Source organism: Williamsia sp. (assembly GCF_036566845.1).
Lineage (GTDB): Bacteria > Actinomycetota > Actinomycetes > Mycobacteriales > Mycobacteriaceae > Williamsia.
Window position 1 is genome coordinate 10523 of sequence record NZ_DATCVM010000095.1, and the last position, 16984, is coordinate 27506.

Annotated in this window: 14 protein-coding genes and 1 pseudogene; 7 read left to right on the top strand and 8 right to left on the bottom strand. The window is 64.6% G+C overall.

Translation table 11 applies throughout. The annotated features are described in order from the left end of the window. Nucleotides 1-44: 44 nt before the first annotated feature. From zomB to glf, 5 genes are read right to left on the bottom strand one after another with little or no spacing between them, the layout of a single operon-like run. The gene (gene zomB, locus VIQ49_RS08020; protein WP_331882934.1) at nucleotides 45-2036 is read right to left on the bottom strand and encodes a flagellar motor control protein ZomB; all 1992 of its coding nucleotides are present in this window, start codon (nucleotides 2034-2036) and stop codon (nucleotides 45-47) included. Then, the gene (locus VIQ49_RS08025) at nucleotides 2023-2949 is read right to left on the bottom strand and encodes a decaprenyl-phosphate phosphoribosyltransferase (RefSeq protein ID WP_331882937.1); all 927 of its coding nucleotides are present in this window, start codon (nucleotides 2947-2949) and stop codon (nucleotides 2023-2025) included. Before VIQ49_RS08025 ends, zomB begins: the two co-directional genes overlap by 14 nt. Beyond that, nucleotides 2946-3539 (bottom strand): phosphatase PAP2 family protein, encoded by a 594-nt coding sequence (locus VIQ49_RS08030; RefSeq protein ID WP_331882940.1) that lies wholly within the window; start codon nucleotides 3537-3539, stop codon nucleotides 2946-2948. The genes VIQ49_RS08025 and VIQ49_RS08030 overlap by 4 nt, the downstream gene beginning before the upstream one ends. After that, nucleotides 3520-5454 (bottom strand): glycosyltransferase, encoded by a 1935-nt coding sequence (locus VIQ49_RS08035; protein ID WP_414731598.1) that lies wholly within the window; start codon nucleotides 5452-5454, stop codon nucleotides 3520-3522. Before VIQ49_RS08035 ends, VIQ49_RS08030 begins: the two co-directional genes overlap by 20 nt. Beyond that, nucleotides 5451-6671 (bottom strand): UDP-galactopyranose mutase, encoded by a 1221-nt coding sequence (gene glf, locus VIQ49_RS08040; RefSeq protein WP_331882943.1) that lies wholly within the window; start codon nucleotides 6669-6671, stop codon nucleotides 5451-5453. The genes VIQ49_RS08035 and glf overlap by 4 nt, the downstream gene beginning before the upstream one ends. Nucleotides 6672-6840: 169 nt before the next feature. Between glf and VIQ49_RS08045 the strand changes: the two genes are divergently transcribed. Continuing rightward, a complete protein-coding gene (locus VIQ49_RS08045) occupies nucleotides 6841-7155 on the top strand; it encodes a hypothetical protein (protein ID WP_331882945.1) in 315 nt (104 codons plus the stop codon). Between the two features lie 88 nt (nucleotides 7156-7243). Here VIQ49_RS08045 and VIQ49_RS08050 read toward each other — a convergent pair whose 3' ends face one another. Further along, nucleotides 7244-7753 (bottom strand): RNA polymerase sigma factor, encoded by a 510-nt coding sequence (locus VIQ49_RS08050; protein ID WP_020106512.1) that lies wholly within the window; start codon nucleotides 7751-7753, stop codon nucleotides 7244-7246. A gap of 96 nt (nucleotides 7754-7849) precedes the next feature. Here VIQ49_RS08050 and VIQ49_RS08055 point away from each other — a divergent pair, with 96 nt between their 5' ends. Next, nucleotides 7850-9688, top strand: coding sequence for a dynamin family protein (locus VIQ49_RS08055; RefSeq protein ID WP_331882949.1), 1839 nt, complete (start codon nucleotides 7850-7852; stop codon nucleotides 9686-9688). Then, nucleotides 9685-11118: a dynamin family protein gene (locus VIQ49_RS08060; protein WP_331882951.1), complete on the top strand. Its 1434-nt coding sequence runs from the start codon at nucleotides 9685-9687 to the stop codon at nucleotides 11116-11118. The genes VIQ49_RS08055 and VIQ49_RS08060 overlap by 4 nt, the downstream gene beginning before the upstream one ends. Here the strand turns inward: VIQ49_RS08060 and VIQ49_RS08065 are convergent. Continuing rightward, nucleotides 11115-11825, bottom strand: coding sequence for a helix-turn-helix domain-containing protein (locus VIQ49_RS08065; protein WP_331882954.1), 711 nt, complete (start codon nucleotides 11823-11825; stop codon nucleotides 11115-11117). The two genes, VIQ49_RS08060 and VIQ49_RS08065, sit on opposite strands and share 4 nt — an antisense overlap. Nucleotides 11826-11922: 97 nt before the next feature. Between VIQ49_RS08065 and VIQ49_RS08070 the strand changes: the two genes are divergently transcribed. The 4 genes and pseudogenes from VIQ49_RS08070 to VIQ49_RS08085 all read left to right on the top strand — a co-directional run bounded on the left by VIQ49_RS08070 (nucleotide 11923) and on the right by VIQ49_RS08085 (nucleotide 15842). Further along, nucleotides 11923-13419 (top strand): MFS transporter, encoded by a 1497-nt coding sequence (locus VIQ49_RS08070; RefSeq protein WP_414731599.1) that lies wholly within the window; start codon nucleotides 11923-11925, stop codon nucleotides 13417-13419. A 191-nt stretch (nucleotides 13420-13610) separates the two neighbouring features. Beyond that, a pseudogene (locus VIQ49_RS08075) lies at nucleotides 13611-13850 on the top strand (hypothetical protein); the annotation flags it as partial. Between the two features lie 161 nt (nucleotides 13851-14011). Beyond that, nucleotides 14012-14449 carry an Hsp20/alpha crystallin family protein gene (locus tag VIQ49_RS08080; protein WP_331882960.1) on the top strand — a complete coding sequence of 146 codons (438 nt, stop codon included), beginning with the start codon at nucleotides 14012-14014 and terminating at the stop codon, nucleotides 14447-14449. A 643-nt stretch (nucleotides 14450-15092) separates the two neighbouring features. Beyond that, entirely contained in the window at nucleotides 15093-15842 is a 750-nt protein-coding gene (locus tag VIQ49_RS08085; protein ID WP_331882963.1) for a maleylpyruvate isomerase family mycothiol-dependent enzyme, read from the top strand. A gap of 19 nt (nucleotides 15843-15861) precedes the next feature. Here VIQ49_RS08085 and VIQ49_RS08090 read toward each other — a convergent pair whose 3' ends face one another. Further along, complete coding sequence (locus VIQ49_RS08090) at nucleotides 15862-16830, bottom strand: antibiotic biosynthesis monooxygenase (RefSeq protein WP_331882966.1); 969 nt, start codon at nucleotides 16828-16830, stop codon at nucleotides 15862-15864. Between the last annotated feature and the right edge of the window lie 154 nt (nucleotides 16831-16984).

A 16984-nucleotide genomic window follows, 5' to 3' on the forward strand; every position in this document is an offset into this window, starting at 1 on the left:
ATCAGGAAACGTTCCGGCGCGCTCACAGGTGCTGATCGCGACGATCATGGCACCGGCGGGGGGATCGGCAGGTTGCACCGCTGGAGTTCGTACAGCGGATTCCGGTCGATCCGATACGAGGTGAATCCCACAGCCTGACGCAGGTTGTGCCGGAAGCGATCGAACGTCCACGGCGCCGAGTACGACGCGATCAGATCCTGTGTCGGCTTACAGGTGAGAGCCACCTGCGCCTGCTTGACGCCGTCCTGACTGATGAAGGGTGGCAGCACCGGGTACCGCGGATAGGCACCCGCCTCAGCGACCACCCATTCCGGGTCCAGGTCCTTGTCATGACCGATCCGGCCGTCCGGCAGACGGTCGGAATGTGCGGCGATCGGATAGGCCAAACCCATCTGGTCGATGACCCGGACATCCAGTGGAGCATTCATACTGGTCATTCCGAGGTTCAGGTAGAACACCGACAGCTGCTTGGCGACACCTTCCGGTGGTGGGACCGGCAGCGGATCGAAGTACCACTCGTCGTAATTCGGGGAGGGCAGTAGCACGCCGCCGGTGTCCTGGTGCTTCTCGATCGATTCGACCATCGCCCGAACTCTCGGATAACCCAGGTAGTCCTCCGCGGTGATCGGATGTTCGATACCGATGTTCTGTATGTAATAGCGCCGCTCATCGACGATGCCCCCGCGACCGATCTCGGTGCCGTTGGTCATTCCGGCGATCGACGAGGTCGATGCCGCCCACACGACGGTGGTCACCCAGAGTCCGGTCATGACGGCGGCACCGACCCAGCCGGCGATCTGGTCGCGACCCAGCGCGGTCGGGATGGTGATCGGGATGACCATCACCGGCAACATCAGCAGGAACAGCGGAACCAGCAGCACCCGGGCATGCATGAAGTCGCCGCCCTGCCGGACCCAGTAGAACGCCTCGATCAATCCGGTGACGACGATCAGCGCGACCACGGCGGACGGCGTCTGCAGACGACGGCTGAACACCCCTGCCCGCGCACCGAAGCCCGAGGTCTTGCTCAGGTTGATGGGCCCGGTGGCCGCGTCGTCGGCGGCGAGTGCGACCTGACGGTTCCGCAGGTACCAGGCGACACCGGCCGCGACCACCGCGACGATCAGCGGCAGCAGCAGTAGATAAGGACTGAACATGTTGCCCAGGTAGCGGAAACCCTGCTCGAACTTGGAACCGCTGGCGTCTTTGGCCACCGCGGTGTTGGGAACGAGCAGACCGTAGTAGCCCATCCGGAAGATCTGGTATGCCACCGGGACGATTCCGGCGGCCGCGGCGAACGCGAGCCGCATCCGCCAGGTCATCGGCGCGCAGACCACCAGCAGCAGGGCGCATCCACCGACCAGTGTCAGTTCGGGCCGGATCAACGGCGCGAGTCCGGCGGTGAATCCGAGCAACAGGGTGGTGGCGGTCTGTTTCCGGTCGAGACGTCCGGTGGATGTCTCACGCTGACTCCAGGCGACCAGCTGGCACCACAACAGAGCAGCCCAGAAGATGCAGAGCGACACCTCGAGGCCACTGGTCGCGAAGTCGCGGGCGGGAGGCAATGCGATGTAGACGAGTGCGCCGAGCGGCAGCAGCAACATCCAGCCGCGGTTGACCGGGCCGATTCCCTTGTCGATGCGGTACAGGCGCCCGGTGCCGTACATGGCCAGCGGGACCGCCGCGATCGACAGGACGAGCGCGATCCACAAGACCACGTATTCGGTGCGGGCGTCGGTGACCCAACTCCAGAACCAGATGAGGTAGGTCCACACGGTCGAGGTGTTCGCCTCGACCCGCTCCCCCTTGTTGAACACCGGCCCGTTGCCGGCCAAGAGGTTGCGGACCGTCCGCAGGACGATCAGTCCGTCGTCGGCGATCCAGCGTCGTTGCCAGGCTCCGTAACCGAAAATGACCGCGACGACGATCGCGCTGATCGCCAGCGAGATCGTGGCCGGATCTATCCTGCGACCGAGTACCTGTGCCCGTGGTGCCGACTGCTGTTCAACTGTTGGCCGCTGTTCAACTGATGGCATAGACCGCGACACCCACGCATACTAACCAGGCAATGGCCAGCAGCTGGAGAACACGGTCACCGAGCGCGATTTCTTCGGGTTCGCCCGCTTGACCACCGTCAACATCTACGGCGTAGCGAAGGATTGCGATGGTGAAGGGCACCATCGACAGGGCATACCAAACGTTGTCACTGTGTCCGCCGTCGGTGTCGAAGGCCCACATGCCGTAGCAGAGCACCACGGCTGTCGCCGACAACGTCCAGACGAACCGGAGGTACGTCGTTGTGTAGTACTCGAGGCTCTTGCGGATCTTGGCGCCGGTGCGCTCGACCAGCTGGAGTTCGGCGTACCGCTTGCCGGCCGCCATGAACAGCGACCCGAAGGTCATCACCAACAGGAACCACTTCGACAGACCTTCCGGCAGTTCGGCCGCCACGCCGCCGGCGATGGCGCGCAGGAGGAAGCCGGACGACACGATGCAGATGTCGATGACGGGCTCGTGCTTGAGCCCGAAGCAGTAGCCGAGCTGGATCACCAGATAGACGCTGATGACCACTGCCAGCTGCCAGTTCGCCAGGAACGAGATCCCGATGGATGCCGCAGCCAGTACAACGGCCAGCGCGAACGCCAGCTGACGCGGGACGACGCCGGCCGCGATGGGGCGGAACCGCTTGGTGGGGTGATTGCGGTCGGCCTCGACATCCAGCGCGTCGTTGATCAGGTAGACACTCGAGGCAACCAGGCAGAACGCGACGAACGCGACCGAGGTTCGTGCCAGGACGTCGCCTTCGTCGACCGCTCCCGCGGCCAGCGGTGCTGCCAGCACCAGAAGGTTCTTCACCCACTGCCGTGGCCGGACCGCCTTGACCAGGCCCGTCGCCAGATTCTTCGGCGGACCACGCAACGTGCCGTGCTCGATCGGCTCCTCGCTCACTGCTCTCCTCGGTTCTCGGTTCGGATCAGTCTTTCACCCGTGGTCATCACGGCCGCACAGGTGGCACCGATCAATGCTCCACCGATCACATCGGTCGGGTAATGAACGCCCAGGACCAACCGCGACAACAGCATCGGCGGCACGATGACCGCCGGCAGTGCCGCGACCGGCAGACCGGCCGCCCGGCCGAGCAGAATCGCGGCTGCGGTCGTCGATGTGGCGTGGCTCGACGGGAAGCTCAGTTTGCTGGGTGTGCCGACCCCGACCTTGACCCGGGGGTCGCTGGGGCGGCGTCGGCGAACCACTCGCTTGATGATCACCGAGGCGGCGTGGGCGCCGAACGCCCCCGCGCCGGCGGCGATCCACAGGTCGCGGTTCGACTTGTCGCCGCGGGCATGGGCGACCACCCCGCCGACAGCGGCGAGGCCCAGCCAGCCGAGGGAGTGTTCACCGAAATGCGAGAGTCCCCGGGCAACAGACACCGCACCCGGTTTGCTGGTCAGCATTGTCTGGATATCGACCAGGATTTTGGTCTCGCCGCGCAACGGTCCGATGAAACTCTCTGCACCCTCAATCGATTCCGAAGACACGCTCCCAGCTTTCTGTACTGGTCAGGTCCGCATGAGCGGATCGGTAGGTTTCTCGCATCTCCGGGAAGCGGGCGCGCAGTTCCTTGATCAGGGCGGCCGATTCCCTGGCCAGCTCGATCATCTTGTCGCGATCCCGCTGCCGGTAGACCACTCCGCGGCCGTCCGCGGTGGTCACGGTGACCCCGTCGACGCGACCGAGGCTGAACCAACGTGCTTGCAGCGGAGGGTAATTCGCCTGCGGAACCTCGTGGTGGCGCGGATCTGCCGGTTTGATGTTGTTGACGATGCCCGCGCCGAGCGACCGGATCTTGGCGATCGGGTTGGTGGGCACGTTCATTCCGAAACCTGTTGCCTCGCCGGTGGTCCGGGGCAATTCGGTGGCAGATGGAAGGACCACTGCATCCGGGTACTGCTTCCGCATCGCCGCGATCTTCGGCAATGCAGTGGGCAGCAGGTCGCGCACGTGGTTCGGTCCGGCCAGGAAGTCGCGGATGGCCTCGTTCTGAATGGCCACCGTTGAATACTCAAGGCAGAGAAGGTGTTTGGCGGTTGCCTTGACCATTGATCTCACGATTCCGGTGATCGGTCCGTCGTGGTGGATCGAGGCGACCACAAGCCGGTTGCGGAGGTGGAAGTACGCCTGCCAGTCAATGGCGTCGTCTTTGTCGCTCCAGGCCATGTGCCAGATCGCGATGCCCGGAACGGTCGCGGTCGGATAGCCGGCCTTGCCCGCACGCAGCGCGTACTCCCAATCGTCCCACTTGATGAACAGTGGCATCGGCAGGCCGATCGTCTCCGCGGCCTCCCGCGGGATCATGCACATCCACCAGCCGTTGCCTTCGACATCGATCCGGCGGTGCAGGTCCTGCGAGTTCTCGCGGTCGCGCAGCGGGTATTCGGCGAAGTCGTGGTCGTACTCGACGTAGGGCGCACTCGTCCACATGAATGTGTTGTGGTCGATGACCTCGCCCATGCAGTGCAGGTGACTGCGGTCTTGCAGGTTGAGCATCTGACCGCCGACGAGCATGGGAGACTTGGCAAACCGCGACAGCGCCAGCGCACGCAGGATCGAATCCGGCTCGATGCTGATGTCGTCGTCCATGTAGAGGACGTACGGACTGTCGGTCTGCTTCAGCGCCTCGTACATGATGCGCGAATAGCCGCCCGAACCACCGAGATTGCCCTGCTTGAACATGTGCAACCGGTCGCCCAGCGCGGCAGCGGCCTCGGCGTACCCGGGCTCTTCCTTGACGAGTTTGGTGCCCTGGTCGGGCATCATCACCGCGTCGATGACCTCGTCGACCAGCGGGTCGGATGTCAAGGCCGCCAGAGCATTCACCGCATCGGTGGGACGGTTGAACGTCGGGATCCCAACGGTCACGCGCTTGGTCTCGGGACCGGTCGGGGCATCGATCGGGGCATACCAACCTGCCGACCGCACCTCCACCTCGGTGTCGGTGGTGATGTCGAACCAGATCCAGCCACCGTCTTCGAACGGCTCGAGGCCGACCTCGAATTCGATGATGCCGTTGCCGTTTTCGTCGATCGGGACCAGATTGCCGTCGACCGCGATCCGGGAACCATCGATCTTCGACCGGTAGACATCCACGCGGCAGGAACCGGTCACCTCGATGCGAAGCACAACCGACTTCAAGATGCTCCAACGCCGCCAGTACGACGCCGCGAAGGCGTTGAAGTAGGTCAGGAAGCTGACCTCGGACTCGGCGCCGAGCAGCACCGAGGTGCGGGTGGGTGCGTGAGCGCGGCGAGCGTTGTTGTCGGACTCCACCAGGTAGAGCGCCCGGACGTCGAGTGGTTCACCCTGACGCGGCAGGATCACGCGTTGCAGCAGGGTCTTGGCCGCGCCGAAGACCTGGGGGCTCTGCGACTGTTTCGCCTCGGTCGTCACTGTCACTGTTCCACCTCTGTTGCCAGTGCTGCACCCGACTGCAGGTGCGGCGCCAGCGTGTTCTCGTACATCGTCAAGGCACTGGCGATCGCCATGTGCATGTCGAGGTACTGGTAGGTCCCCAGACGTCCGCCGAACAGCACTTTCGCCGATGCGGTCTCGGCCTTGGCCCTGGCGCGGTAGGCGGCCAGCTTCTCGCGGTCTTCCGGGGTGTTGATCGGGTAGTACGGCTCGTCACCGTTTTCGGCGAAACGGCTGAATTCGCGCATGATGACCGTCTTGTCGGTCGGGTATTCGCGCTCGGGATGGAAGTGCCGGAACTCGTGGATGCGGGTGTAAGGCACGTCCGCGTCGTTGTAGTTCATCACCGGAGTTCCCTGGAAATCGCCGGTCTCGAGAACTTCGGTTTCGAAATCGAGTGTGCGCCAGCCGAGTTCACCGTCGGAGTAGTCGAAGTAGCGGTCGAGCGGTCCGGTGTAGACCACGGGCGCGTCCGGGCTCGCGGCCCGCAACTCGTCCCGGACGTCGAACCAGTCGGTGTCGAGGCGCACGTCGATCAGGTCGCTCGATGCCATGTTCTCGAGCCAGGCGGTGTACCCGCCGGTGGGCAGGCCCTCGTAGGTGTCGTTGAAGTAGCGGTTGTCGAAGTTGTAGCGCATCGGGAGCCGGGCGATGTTCGCCGCCGGCAGCTCCTTGGGATCGGTCTGCCACTGCTTGGCCGTGTAGTGCTTCACGAACGCCTCGTACAGCGGGCGACCGATCAGGCTGATGGCCTTCTCTTCGAGGTTCGCGGCCTCGGCGGTGTCGATCTCGCTGGACTGCTCGGCGATCAGCGCCCGGGCCTCTTCCGGCGTGAAGTAACGGCCGAAGAACTGGGAGACGAGGCCCAGGCCGAGCGGGAACTGGTAGGCCTGCCCCTGGTACATCGCGAAGACGCGGTGCTGATAGCCGGTGAAGTCGGTGAACCTGTTGACGTAATCCCACACCTTCTTGTTGGAGGTGTGGAACAGGTGCGCGCCGTACTTGTGGACCTCGATCCCGGTGGTGGGTTCAGCCTCGGAGTACGCATTGCCGCCGAGATGGTTCCGCCGGTCGATGACCAGGACGCGTTTGCCGAGCTCGGTGGCCACCCGTTCTGCAACAGTCAGTCCGTAAAAGCCCGATCCGACCACAATGAGGTCGTAGCCGGACACGGCATCAGGGCTGGTTTTGTCGGGGGTCACGGGTGTTCAGGGTAACGGAACGGGAGAACTACTCCGACTCACCGGGCGCGGACGCCCACAAACACATCATGGCGGTGCGGGAACATTTCGGGGTCGAGTGGACTCCTATTACTGACAAACCGGCGACCCATCACCACCAGGGACGCATCCTCAACCCAGGAGAAGTACCGTGACCAGCCCAGATGACCAGCTCGACGGGATCTTTTCCCAGATCGCCGCGCAGGACCAGGTTGATCCGGCAGTCTTCAATCAGACCCTTGAGGCCGCGTTCGACTACACCGGCCCGGGCTTTGAAGAACTGCTCCCCGAGACCGACGCCACACTCTCCGACGACACCGATTCCACCACCGACGACCCGTTTGTCGCAGATCTCGCCGACGACAGTTTCACCGACGACTCCGACGACTCCGACGATTCCGGGACAGACCACGCCGACTACACCCCCGCCGACGACTACACCGGCGGAGACGACCTACTCGCCTGACCCCCCAACCCCGATGATGTGTCCTTATGGCGAACATAACCCCAGGTGAAGGTCGCCAAAAGGGCACATCATCGGGGTGGGACGGCGGTCAGGAAAGGGTTTCGAGGAGCTTGGCGCGGGCCCGGTTGATGCGGCTTTTGACGGTCTGCACACCGACACCCTGCTGATCCGCGATCTCCTGATACGACAGATCACCGAACTCCCGCAGGACGATGGCCTCACGGAACTCCAGTGGCAGCAGCGCCAGCGCGGCCCGCACCCGGTCGACATCGGCGACCTGCGCATCGACGCGCGGTGCCGTCGACTCAAACTCCGGCGGTCCGTCGGCGGACGTGTCCAGACGCTTGCGGACGACGGCGAGCGCCGCGTTGGCCGCGATCCGGTACATCCAGCTCGTGAACTTCGAATCCCCACGGAACTTGCCGATGTTCTGCCAACCCGCGATCAACGCGTCCTGCAACGCATCCTCGGCGTCGTACTTGTTGGCGGTGATTCGCAGACAGACCGCCCAGATCTGATCCCGGTTCCGGGTGACCAGCTCACCAAAGGCCGCTTGATCGCCGTCTTGGCTGCGCAAAACCAGGTCGCGCTCGCTGATGTCAGTCACTTGATCAATGTCGCAGACGGAGGTGGATGCGGCAGAGTAATCGGTGGAGAACCGTCCCTTCGACTGACCCCCTACGATGATCCGGGAGTGATCGTGACCACAGGCGCCAACGCCGAAGCGGTCGAGGCGCTGGGTGCTGCCACCGAGGCGCTACGCAAATATGGACAGAAGAAGGCGGCCGACCTCGCCGAGACGCGCTTTCACGCTGCCGATTCGGGCGGTGCGGTGGTGTTCGTGGGTGAGGTCAAGCGCGGCAAGAGCACTCTGGTCAATGCCCTGCTCGGACGATCGCTGGCGCCTGTCGGCGTGGACATCACCACCAGTGCCAGTGTGTGGTTCACCCCGCCGGACGAGACCCTCGCGGCCGGGTCCGCGCGGCTCGACTTCCCCGACTCGAACCGGAGGATCCCGCTGGCCGAGCTGCCCGATTGGGTCACGATGGCCGGCCGCCATGTCCAGGACCCCACGATCGACGCTCTGCCCACCGAGGCGGTGGTGGCTGCCGATCCCCTGCATCTGCCCGGACTGACGCTCGTCGACACCCCCGGCGCCGGGGGTCTGGATCCCCGGCACGCGCGGCTGGCCTTGACCGCGGCCCGACGAGCCGGCGCCATCGTGATGGTCTGCGACAGCGCGGCTCCCCTGACCGCGCCGGAGATCGAGTTCTTGCGAACCGCCACCGAGACCTCGGGTTCCGTTGTGGTCGCGATGACCAAAATCGACAAGAACCGACGCAATTGGCGAACCATCGCCGAGGAGAACCGGGCGATCGTGCGCAGCCAGCTCGGGCGGACGGCCACGGTGATCGGGGTGTCGGGGTCGAGGGCGCTGGCCGCACTCGAGCAGAGCCCGGCAGATCGCGAGGAGATCCTCGCCGCATCCGGGATCCTGGCGCTGCGCGATGCGATCAACGAGCTCCTCGAGCACGGTGAGATCTCCCCGAAGCTCGACGGCCTGCAGGTGTGCCGTAGCGGGATGCACCGGATGAAGACGCGTCTCGACACCGAGATCGCGGTGGTCCAGGGCGATTCGTCCGCGTTGGACGATCTCAACGAGAAGAAGGCCAGACTCAAGGAACTCCGCGACCACGGCACCGAATGGGATCAGCACCTGTCCCGCGACATCACCCTCGGACGTCAGCGCGCCACAGCGCAATTGGAGCGCGATCTGGCCCGCGTGAAGGAGGACTGGACGGCCCGCATCAACAGCGAGGGCTGGCGGATGCTGCGTAAGCAACCGCAGGTGTTCACCGCAGCCATCACCTCCGATCTGCAGGCCGCCAGCGCCCGGGCCTTCGACAACTTCGCCTCGGCGTTGCACGAGGTGGTGACGCAGCTGTTCGGCAGCGACGAGCAGTGGGAGGACATCATGAACTCGGTGGCCGCCACCCTGGTCGCCGAAGACATCAATTCCCCGCAGGTGCAGAAGAAGTGGAAGGACGTGGTGGACCCCAGCGCGATGATGATGGGGTTCATGGGTGCCAATCTGCTGACCGGGGGCATGGTCGGCAGCGCCATCTTCGGGAGTCTCGCGATGGCGGCGGTGTTGCCGATCGGGCTCGTCGCCGGCGGCGTCTGGCTGTCGGTCAATCTCGGATACCGGGCGATGCGCAACGGCCGCCAGCATCTGATCACCTGGCTGCGAGAAACGTTGCAGCTCACCAGCAAATCGACGTTGCGGGTGATCGAACGCACCGTGGCGACCGCACGTCCGGAGATCGTGGTCGCCTACCGGCGGCACCTCCGGGCGCAGACCGAGGAGATCAGCGAGCAGATCAATGCCGGCGCGGAGGCCGCCAAGGAAGACAAGGTGACGCGCGACAAGCGCGTACGCGGACTGACACGTCGGCAGACCGAGATCGTCTCGCTCATCGAACAACTCGATGCCGCGATCACCGGACTCAAGAAGGCCGGCATCACACCGTGACCCAGCCACCCGTGCGCCGCACCCGGCCCCATGCCCTCCGAGACCAACTGACCGGCGCTCTGGCCCATATCGCGCAGATCGACCGCCCACTGGCGCAGGCCACCGCCCGCATCCGCGACGATCTGTGGGCACCGCCGCGGGTGGTGGTCGTGGGCCGCGTCAAGGCCGGAAAATCGACGCTGGTGAACGCGTTGATCGGCGATCGGGTTGCCGATACCGCTGCCACCGAGTGCACCAAAGTTGTTGCGGTATATCAGGATGGAGCGCCGTCGCGGGCCGAGGTCATCACCACCGGGGGTGCCCGCCGGAGCGCTCCGTTGACCGATGGCAGGGTCACCGAACTCGGTTGCCCGACCGAAGACGTCGCCTACCTCAACCGCTACCTGCCGAGCCGGTTGCTGCGGAGCATGATCCTGATCGACACCCCCGGACTGGCGACCATCACCACCGGCAACGAACATGCCACCCGGCGGGCGCTCATCGACGGCTTCGGGCAGACCCGCGACGCATCGGTGAATGCCGATGCGTCGATCTTCCTGTTCGACGCGACACCGCGGGCCGACGAGGTGCAGTTCCTGCACGACCTCGGGTTCTCGTCGGTCAACACCATCGGGGTACTGGCCAAGGCAGATACCCTCGGCGAGGGTGCTTTTGGCGACAACGACCCGATCGACGAGGCGCAGAAGCAGTCCGAGGTGATCGCGGCGTCACTGTCAGCGGGTCTGCTCACCGTGCAGCCGGTGGCAGGCCTTCTCGCGCAGACCGCCCAGACCGGTCAGTTCACCGAGTCCGACGCCGACGCCCTCGCCGCCTTGGCGGGTTTGTCAGATCTGCAACTGGAGATGTGGCTCGAGGCGCCGACGCCCTCGATCGGCAGCGAAGCGGGGCGTGATCGCCTATTGGATCTGTTGGGCGAGTACGGACTTCGGCACGCGCGCGGCGCCGCGATGCGCGGCGCACACGCCGTCAACGCCTGGTTACAACAACATTCGCGGGTCGACGAACTGCGCGCCAACATCGACGTCAATCTGACCCGCTCCGTTCTGATCACCCGCGCGGTTACGGCGTGCACGCAGATCGAGCATCTCGCCCTGACCCACCCGGCCGGTGGTCAGATCCGCTCCATCCTGCGACAGGTGCGCCAGAGCCCCCAGGCCCACACGATGGCAGAGTTCAGGGCGCTGAGTTCACTGACCCAGACCGATCCGGAATCACCCTGGGTCAGCGAACTTCGGCAGGTACTTGTCGGTTCCGGGATCACCGGTCGCATCGGACTGCCACCGTATGCCGACCGCGACGCGGTGGTATCCGAGCTGGACCGACGGCTGCGACGGGTACACGAGGCCGGCCTGCTGGGTGGATCGGCCGCCGAAGAGGACGCCGTTGCCGTTCTGCTGCACACCTATTCGATGATGCGACGGTCGGTCTAGGACTTCCGGATCGACCTGCCGGTCTGGGTGAAGACAAATACCTCGGCCAGCTGATCCCCGGTCAGCGGATCGGCGTCGAGGCCGGTCGGAGTGGTCCGCGTGGACCGCATGCCGTCGACGATGATCCCCATGGTTCGCCGCCACAGTTCGGGATTGTGCTCCTTCGCCAACTGGGCAGTCGCCTGTATCGAAAAAGCAAGCACCGGAAGGTCTGTCGCAGCAAAGTCGGCTCTGAGCCGGCCATCGGCTATGGCCCTGGACACCAGGCTCTCCGCAGCGCCGTCGATGGCCTGATGGGTCTCTGCGATGTAGTCGGCAAGGTCGTCACGCGAGCCCGTCGACTGCAAGGCCTTCGGGAGGCCGGTGAACATCAGCTCCCGGAGTCCGCGATCTTCTGCCATCATCGCCGCGCCGGCGTTCAGGAAGTGGAGCAGGCCTTCCCAAGGGTCCGCGATCGCATCGGCTTCCCGCGCCATCGCCACTACATCCGCAAGGCGAGAGACGAACAGGGCCTCGATGAGACCCTCCTTGTTCTCGAATCGGCGATAAATCGTCCCGACGCCGACACCGGCATGTTTTGCCACATCGGCGAGCTTGGCGTCGAGTCCCTGGGTCGCAAACACCTCCCGCGCCGCGACGATGATGCGATTGAGATTCTCTCGAGCGTCGGCCCTCAGGACATCGATTGTGTCTTCCGTCTCAGCCATGCGCGCAATCATAACCGCTAAGTGGAATCACCGGTTCCGGCCTGCTACCGTAAAGCGGAATTATTGATTCCGCTTCCGTTTCATGCCGAGAGAGAACATGTCTATAACCCAAACTTCGCCGACCCGAGCCACAACCGGTTCCAACCACCGGTGGTTGATCCTTGCCGTGCTGGCGGTCGCCCAACTGATGGTTGTCCTGGACGCCACGATCGTGAACATCGCACTCCCGGAGGCACAGCACGCTCTCGGCTTCTCCGACGGTCAGCGGCAATGGGTGATCACGGCGTACTCGCTGGCATTCGGCAGCCTGCTCCTGATCGGCGGCCGGATCAACGATCTGTTCGGACGCAAGAACTCCTTCATCGTCGGCCTGATCGGCTTTGCCGCCGCGTCCGCACTCGGTGGCTGGAGCCCGACCTTTGAGGTGCTGGTCACCGCCCGCGCCCTCCAGGGCGTGTTCGGCGCACTGCTCGCGCCGGCTGCGCTGTCGTTGCTCGCCATCACGTTCGCCGGGTCGGAGGATCGAGGAAAGGCTTTCGGCATCTTCGGCGCGGTCGCCGGAGCCGGCGGCGCGATCGGCCTCCTGCTGGGAGGTGTTCTCACCGAATACGTCTCGTGGAACTGGTGTCTGTACGTCAACGTCGTCTTCGCGGTGATCGCACTGATCGGCGCAATCATGCTGCTGCCCAAGCACGTCCAGGAAGGTGCCCGCACACCCATCGACTGGGCCGGAACCGTTCTGGTGACCGCCGGTCTGTTCCTCGTGGTCTTCGGATTCGCCAATTCCGAGAGCAACGGCTGGACCGATGCCCTGACGCTGTTCCCGCTTGTCCTCGGAGTTGTCCTGTTGGGCGCCTTCGTCTGGGTCCAGACCAAGGTCTCCCATCCGCTGCTCCCCGTGCACATCCTGCTCGACCGGATGCGCGGTGCGTCCTACCTCGTCATGCTCATCTCGGCGATCGGCATGTTCGCGGTCTTCCTGTTCCTCACCTTCTACCTGCAGCAGACGCTGGGATTCAGCCCCGTCGAAACCGGTCTGGCGTTCCTCCCCATGGTCGGGTCCATCGCGATCACCGCGGCGCTCGCCGGCTCGGTGCTGGTCACCCGCTTGAGCCCGAAGGTGATGGTGGGTGTCGGGCTGAGCGTCTCGGCGCTGGGCATGGTCTTCCTGACCACCATCAAGATCGACAGCTCGTACGTCTCCGGCGTTGTTCCCGGTCTGATCATGATCGGCATCGGACTGGGCACCGTCTTCGCCAACGCCATGAGCCTGTCGACCTACGGTGTGGAGGCCGGCGATGCCGGAGTCGCGTCCGCAACGGTCAACACCGCCCAGCAGGTCGGTGGCTCCATCGGCGTGGCGCTGCTCAGCAGCTTCGCCGCCACCGCTGCCACGAATTACGTCAGCGACCACAGCCCGTCCGGACCGGACGGGATGCAGGCCATCGCCGAGGGCGCGTCCATGGCCAGCTACCACGCCGCCTTCTGGTGGGCGGCCGGATTCTTCGCGCTCGGCGCACTCGTCGCCGCTGTGGTCTACCCCAACAAGATCCCCGAGATCGACGTGAATGCCGAGCCCGTCATCGGGCACTGATGCACTGACCGCCCGAGACCCGTCGCCGCCGGACCCGAGATCATCGGGTCCGGCGGCGCTGTGTCGTACGGCCGCCACTGTCTCGCAGATCAGGATCACCAGGTGGGATCGCATCTCGCAACGTAAGGTTCGCTCATCGTCGATGGCTCTCTCGGCACATCAAGGGATCGCCGTCGAACGGCAAGATGTCCGTGCCGGTTTATCCCGCGGCCCAGGAGGCCACACCCTTGAACCTGCACACGCATGGCCTGCACGTCAGTCCAGAAGGCAACGCCGGCAAGGGCAACCGACTGAGTGCCCCGAGTTGGCCGCAGTTCGTCAGTACCCTCACGCCGTCGGTGGGTTCCGAACTGCCCGATGGCACTTACCGGCCGATACTCGCCCCGGTGAACTTCTCCGAAACCACCGAGGGCGCGCAGTACTTCACCAACCCGCTGTTCTGTCAATGCTGCTGCGCAACACCAGATCCCGCCCGAAAATTTTCTCAGAAAAGACTTGGCACTCTCAAGGTTGGAGTGCTAAAAATGTGGTGCACAGTGATTGGTCGCCCGCCAGGGTGGCGGGCCACGAGTAATTTAGGAGGTGGGTTACTGTGCTTCGTTTTGATCCGTTCGGTGATGTGGATGCGTTGACCCGTGGGTTGCTGCAGTCGGCAGGATCGTCTCGAACTCCTCGGTTCATGCCGATGGACCTGTGCAAACTCGACGGGCACTACCTTTTGACCGCAGACCTGCCCGGTGTTGATCCCGGGTCTGTCGATGTCAACGTCGACAATGGTGTCCTGACCCTGTCCGCCGAGCGCACCGCGCTCTCCGAAGAAGGGGTGCAGTGGCTGACCAACGAGCGTCCCTTCGGCAAATACCGACGTCAACTCACCCTCGGCGAGGGCATCGACCCGGCCGGCATCACCGCCCACTACGACAACGGTGTTCTTGCGGTGACCATTCCGATTGCCGAGAAGGCCAAACCGCGGCGCATCGAGATCGCACATTCTTCGTCCCAGCAGTCCATCGAACCCGCCACCGGCTGACGGCCCTGTCGGGTCGGCCTGTTCTGCGTGGCCGGCCGCACCTGGTGAGAGCACTCGACGCGAAAGGGGGTATGCCTATGGAAGACAGTGACGATGTGGAGGTGATCTGGCCCGACCCCAGCCCACTTCAGGACTGGTGGTCAGAGATCATGACGCCTGCCGCATGACCAGCCACCGCTTTCGGTGGCGACAACACCCGACCGACCGATGCCGTGCCGCCCACGCAAATGCCTGGGCGGCACGGCCTTTCACTCCCACCCATAAATACATGGTGCCCGGGAGTTGCTGCCTTGATCGTTACACTGCCCAATCCGAACCGAAAGGACGGACTCGAGCTGCCCGGGCTGGATCAGTGTGTCAAAGGGGGATCGCGCCGACAGTGAGCGTCAGCACGATGACCACGATCGCCAAGACCGCCGCAATCGCGATCACGCCACCCCACTGCCCCCACACCAGCGGTTGCTCGGCATCCAGGTTCGACGGCGCTTCCCGACCGCCCCTACTGAATTCGCTCCGCTTGCTTGCACACGCTCCTGTTGCGACAGGAGCGTGTGCAAGCAGGCGGAGCGAATTTTGGACAGGGGCACCAGCCCATCGAGTGAACACGAAGACCGCTGTCGGACCGAGGCGGTAGTGTCCGGGCGTGGACTATTCCGTCGCGCTCGTCGAAGAAAATCGTCTGTTCGGTGACCTGATCCGCCGCGCAGATCCGGCGCTGCCGGTACCGACATGTCCGGAATGGACCATCCAGCAGCTGTTTCGGCATGTCGGGCGCGGGGATCGCTGGGCCGCGCAGATCGTCGCCGAACAGCGCGACGCCCCACTGGATCCACGTACGGTCGGTGGCGGAAAGCCACCCGCCGACCCGGAGCAGGCGATCGAGTGGCTACACGAGGGCGCACGGTTGCTGATCGACGCGGTGGGCACGACGGGACCGTCCACACCGGTGTGGACGTTCACCGGACCCCGACCCGCGGCCTGGTGGATCCGGCGCCGCCTCCATGAGGCGACGGTGCACCGCGCCGATGCCGCGCTGGCACTGGGCCTTCCCTATGAATTGAGCCCGGCACTCGCGGCCGACGGCATCTCCGAGTGGCTCGACATCATCGGCCAATCCCGAGGGGACGGGCCCGCGCCCCTGGACGCCGGGAGCACACTGCACCTACACGCGTCCGAAGACACCCTCGACAGCGCCGGTGAATGGTCGATCAGCCTCGACGACCGCGCGATCATCTGGGACAACAGCCACTCCAAGGCCGGGGCGGCCGTCCGCGGACGTGCGGTGGACATCCTCCTCGCACTGACCCGCCGACTGTCCGCGGCGAACGCCGACGTCGAGATTCTCGGCGATCACTCGATCTGGGACACCTGGCTCGAGCGCACCGGGTTCTGACCGCCCCCCTCGACAGGGCTCAGGGCAACGACCAGAACACCGCCGTGACGAGGTAGAAGACCAGTACCCAGAACACGGTCACGGCGGCAACGATGCCCCAGCCCCTCGTATTGGTCCATGCCACAGTGTGTTCCGCGCGAGGCCACAGCCATACCTTGAGAAGTCTGTTGACGTAGTACGGCATCGTGAAATAACTCATCAGGAAGCTGGAGATGAGATTGCCGACCAGAAGGCCGAGCCACAACGGCATCTCGAGCGGCGACAACGCGAGGGTCAGGAGCACCACGGTGGGGTACAGACCCACCCAGACGGCGATCGAGGTCTTGAAGTCCGATGGCGGCGGCACTTCATTTCCCTTGTCGTCGAACGCGAACCAACTGCCGAACGAGTTGTCGATGGTGCGGAGTTCGTAGTCGCTGAACTTGGCACCTTCCGCGAGCAGCCCCTGACGTTCTTCGGAGGAGAGCCACGTGCTGAGGTCGGCGGCGCTGTTGTACCGGTACAGCGCGGTCCATTCTTCTTGCAGACCTTCGATCGGCCGGAACAACTCACTCCCCCGAAAGCCGTCGAACTTCTTTTCGGCCTCCTCCAGCCGGTTCTGCCACGCCAGGAAGTCCTCCACCTGTTCAGGATTGACCCGATGCGTCACCACCACCGTCACCAGCGGATCAGCCGCATGTGCGCCACCGCTGATCACCTGCTGCGTGGCGGGACCGTCCACGTAGGCCTGCCCCCGATCGAGGTGCTCCTGCCGGGTCGAACTGTTGATCCAGGCCTGCACGTTCGAGATGGAGTCGAAACGATAGACGACCACCCAGTCGGGCTGGACATCGGTGGGCTGCGCGACTTCTGCCGCGATGAAACCCGGATAGAGTGCGGCGGCGGCATTCATGTTGTCCTGCCAGATCGCATACGCCGTTTCGGCACCGGGACGCACCTTCTGGCCGATGATGACCGTCGCGGCGGTGTTGATCGTTTCGGCGTTCATCGCCATCTCCTACCGGGTTGTCGAACGGGGATCAGGCCGGTGCAACGGCCGATTGGGCGGCGCCGAGCCGGTGGAAGATCCGGTCCGGGGTGAGCGGAAGCTCTCGGTACCGAACACCGGTCGCGTCATACACGGCATTGGCGAGCGCGGGCGC

Excerpts from the sequence above, each read along its gene's own strand:
- zomB (WP_331882934.1), bottom strand. The coding sequence starts at position 2,036 with ATGCCATCAGTTGAACAGCGGCCAACAGTTGAACAGCAGTCGGCACCA.
- VIQ49_RS08065 (WP_331882954.1), bottom strand. The coding sequence starts at position 11,825 with ATGGCTGAGACGGAAGACACAATCGATGTCCTGAGGGCCGACGCTCGA.
- VIQ49_RS08070 (WP_414731599.1), top strand. The coding sequence starts at position 11,923 with ATGTCTATAACCCAAACTTCGCCGACCCGAGCCACAACCGGTTCCAAC.
- VIQ49_RS08090 (WP_331882966.1), bottom strand. The coding sequence starts at position 16,830 with ATGAACGCCGAAACGATCAACACCGCCGCGACGGTCATCATCGGCCAG.